Below are 3404 nucleotides of genomic sequence, written 5' to 3'. Positions count from 1 at the left end.
GGGCAGCGCTCGCCCTGGCGGCCGCCGGGGTCCTGCTCGCCGGGGTCGCGACCGCCCCCAGCACCGCGCGGGCCGTCGTCCAGGCGCGCTACGACCCGGCCGCGTGCCTCGACCGCTGGGCCGACGGGAGGGACGTCGTCGGCGTCGGGCAGTTCTGGACCGTCCGCCCGCTCGCCACCTACGCGTCGACGAACGTGCGGCTGCTGCAGGTGCGCGACACGTTCCAGACCTACCCGTGGCTCGTCGACCTGGGTGCCTACCGCGACGCCGAGCCGACGTTCGTGGTGATCGGGTCCGGCGACGTGTGGACGACGGCCGTCGAGGACTCGCTCGGCGCGCCCGCGACCATCACACACTGCACCGGGTTCGACGTGTACGACTACGCCGGGACGTCCGGCGCCGCCGTGCTGCGGCAGGACGTCGTCGACAGCGCGGACGTGATCCGGCGCCAACGCGGCTTCTGAACGCGCGCCCTGCGAAGTTGTCCACAGCCGCGCGGCGACGGCCGATCGTGCCTGAACGGATGTATAGGCTCGTGGCCGTGACTCGTCCCACCAGCCACTCCCGTCCCCGTGCCGCCGTCCGCCTCCGACTCGCCGCCACCGGTCTCGCGCTCGCGGGCCTCGTCGGCACGGTCGTGCTCGACGCACCGGTGGCGAGCGCGGCGACCTACCCCTCGTGGGACGAGGTCATGGCAGCGCGCGGGCAGGAGTCCGCCAAGCAGGACCAGATCACCGAGATCCGCGGCATCATCTCCGGGCTGTCGAGCAAGGTGAAGGCTGCCGAGGCCGAGGCACAACGGCTCGGTTCCGAGTTCTACGAGGCGCAGAGCGAGGCGCAGAAGGCTGCGGAGAAGGAACAGCGGCTCCGCGCCGACGCCGACGACCACTCCGAGATCGCCGAGCAGAGCGCCGCCCAGGCGGGACAGTTCGCCGCTCAGATGGCGCGGTCCGGCGGCGCCGACGTCACCGCGTCGGTGATCTCCGGCGGTCAGGACGCCAGCGACCTCCTCTACAACCTGGGTGCGCTGAGCAAGCTCTCCGAACAGGCCGAGCGGGTCGAGGCCGCCGCCACAGCCGATGCCGCCGTCGCCCGGTCCCTCACCGCGCAGGCCGACCGTGCGTCCGAGGCGCTCGACGACCTCGCGGCCGAGGCCGAGCGCCGCATGCAGGCCTCCCAGGCCGCAGCCGACAAGGTGCAGGCCGCCTACGACGAACAGCAGTCCAACAAGGCGCGCCTCGACGCGCAGCTCGCGACGCTGACCTCCGGCCGTGTCCGGACCGAGGCCGAGTTCGCCAAGGGCGAGGCGGTGCGCAAGGCGGCAGAGGAGAAGGCCGCGCGCGAGGCGTACCTCCGCGCGATCGCGGCCCAGAACGCCGCGAACGCCGCCGCCGGAAGTGGCGGCGGGGGCGGTGGCACGGGCAGCAGCGGCTCGGGCTCCAGCGGATCGCCGGGCTCCGGTTCCGGGACGGGGTGGGTCCGTCCGGCCAGCGGGTACGTGATCAGTCCGTACGGGTACCGCGTGCACCCGATCTACGGCACGGTGATCAAGCACGACGGCGCGGACCTGGCGAGCGGCTGCTCCACCCCGATCGTGGCGGCGGCTGCGGGCACGGTCGACTACGCCGGTTGGTACGGCGGGTACGGCAACTACGTCCGGATCAGCCACGGCGGCGGGGTCCAGACGGCGTACGGGCACATCGTGAACGGCGGGTTCCGCGTCAGCCCCGGCCAGCAGGTCTCCGCCGGTCAGCTGATCGCGCTCGTGGGGTCGACCGGCAACTCGACCGGCTGCCACACGCACTTCGAGGTCCACGTCAACGGCGCCACCGTCGACCCGGTGCCGTTCATGCAGGCGCGGGGCGTGGCCTTCTAGTCGTCCCGGCGGGCGTCCGGTCCGGGCCTCGTCCCGGCGGCGGTCTCGGTGCCGGACGCGGTCTCGGTGCCGGACGCGGTCTCGATGCCGGACGCGGTCTCGATGCCGTCGTCGTCCAGGTTCCACAGCGCCCGGTACCAGGCCGTCCGCTCCTCGTCGACGGGCAGCCCGTAGGCCTCGTGGAAGAGCCCTTCCCACCCCGGGCCGTAGTTCCACCCGAGCGCCATCGTCGCGACGCCGATGTCCGCCCACCGGTCGGCGATGCCGAGGGCGTCGAGGTCCACGTGCCCGGCGAACCGGCCGTCCGCGCCGATCAGGGTGTTCGGCGTGCACGGGTCCCCGTGGCACACCACCACGCGGTCCGCGGGCGGTTCCGGACCGAGGGCGTCGGGGTCGGCGCCGGCGGCTCGTGCGCGCCCGGCCCGCTGCACCGTCGACCACTCGAACGGGCAGTCGAGCACCGGCAGGGTGTCGTGCAGCGCCCGGAGCCCCTCGCCGGCCGCGATCACCGCAGTGCGGGGTTCGTCGTGCCACCTCGGGTCCACCGCGCTCCACCCCGGCAGCGCCCGCGTGCGGAGCCAGGCACCGTCGTCGTCGACCCCGTGGTCGATGAGCTCCGGGACCCTGGCGTACCGTGAGGCCCAGGTCAGACGTGCGGCCTCGCCGACGATCCACGGCGCGTACGCGTGCGGGAGCACCTTGACGTACTCCTCGGCCCGGCCGTCCTCGCCGAGGCGGAACGTCCGACCACCGATCTCGTTGACCCACACCGCCTGCACCGGGCGTCCCCGCGCGGCGTCCCGGACGACCGCGGGCACCGCGACGTCGCCCCGCGCACGGGCCAGGCCGTCGATCGAGCGGGGCACGTCGACCTCAGTGCACCCGGTCCGTGCGACCGGAGCCCTGGCCCCCGCGGGCGATCTCGAGCAGGACCGGCAGGCGGTCGCCGAGCAGGGCGTCCAGGTCGGCGACGATCTCCTCGACGCCCGTCGTGATGTCCCGCGGCGACGCCCCGCGGCGGGGTCGGACGCGGATCCGGATCGCCCGGCCACCCCGGACCCGGAACACGTCGACGGCGAGCGACCCCACCTGCGGCAGGGCGCCGATCGCCGACGACAGCGCGTGCTGCACCGCGGCGGCGTCGATCCGGACCGAGCCGGCCACGCCACCGGCCGAACCGTCGTCGTCGACCACGGTCCCGACCCGGCCGCCGCCGAGCGTCGAGAGCACCACGATCGCCAGGATCCCGAGCACCACGGCCCCGCCGAGGACCCAGGTCCACGCCGTCACCGAGGTCTCGCGCGGGGCATCCGTACCGAGGGCGTCGAGCACTCCGGCACGCTCGTGCCACGCCGTCGCCGCCCACGGCAGCGTCTGGACGAGGACCGTCCCGACACCGAGCACGAGCAGCGCGAGTCCGACCAGGACGAGCGCCGTCCGGCCGACGACCCGGTTCGTCGCGTTCATCCGTCCACCCGCCCGGTCGGCTGCACGCGGACGCGCGCGGCGACGGTGGGCTGCGCGTCGA

Annotated in this window: 3 protein-coding genes and 1 pseudogene; 2 read left to right on the top strand and 2 right to left on the bottom strand. The window is 74.5% G+C overall.

Annotated features, from left to right (window positions below; translation table 11 throughout):
• Both Q7F20_RS18145 and Q7F20_RS18140 read left to right on the top strand, forming a co-directional pair.
• Positions 1-464 (top strand): annotated as a pseudogene (locus Q7F20_RS18145) (hypothetical protein); the annotation flags it as partial.
• Between the two features lie 77 nt (positions 465-541).
• Complete coding sequence (locus tag Q7F20_RS18140; protein ID WP_305741456.1) at positions 542-1876, top strand: M23 family metallopeptidase; 1335 nt, start codon at positions 542-544, stop codon at positions 1874-1876.
• Here Q7F20_RS18140 and Q7F20_RS18135 read toward each other — a convergent pair.
• Both Q7F20_RS18135 and Q7F20_RS18130 read right to left on the bottom strand, forming a co-directional pair.
• Positions 1873-2742 (bottom strand): aminoglycoside 3'-phosphotransferase, encoded by an 870-nt coding sequence (locus Q7F20_RS18135; RefSeq protein WP_305741455.1) that lies wholly within the window; start codon positions 2740-2742, stop codon positions 1873-1875. The two genes, Q7F20_RS18140 and Q7F20_RS18135, sit on opposite strands and share 4 nt — an antisense overlap.
• 7 nt (positions 2743-2749) lie before the next feature.
• Positions 2750-3343 (bottom strand): hypothetical protein, encoded by a 594-nt coding sequence (locus tag Q7F20_RS18130; RefSeq protein WP_305741454.1) that lies wholly within the window; start codon positions 3341-3343, stop codon positions 2750-2752.
• Positions 3344-3404: the final 61 nt, after the last annotated feature.

The organism is Curtobacterium sp. A7_M15 (assembly GCF_030705415.1).
Taxonomy (GTDB): Bacteria; Actinomycetota; Actinomycetes; order Actinomycetales; family Microbacteriaceae; genus Curtobacterium.
The sequence above is the reverse complement of the archived record's forward strand: the minus strand, read 5'-3'. Positions and strand labels throughout refer to the sequence as shown.

What these genes read in the sequence shown, in the direction of transcription:
- Q7F20_RS18130 (WP_305741454.1), bottom strand. Translation starts at nt 3,343, where the DNA reads ATGAACGCGACGAACCGGGTCGTCGGCCGGACGGCGCTCGTCCTGGTC.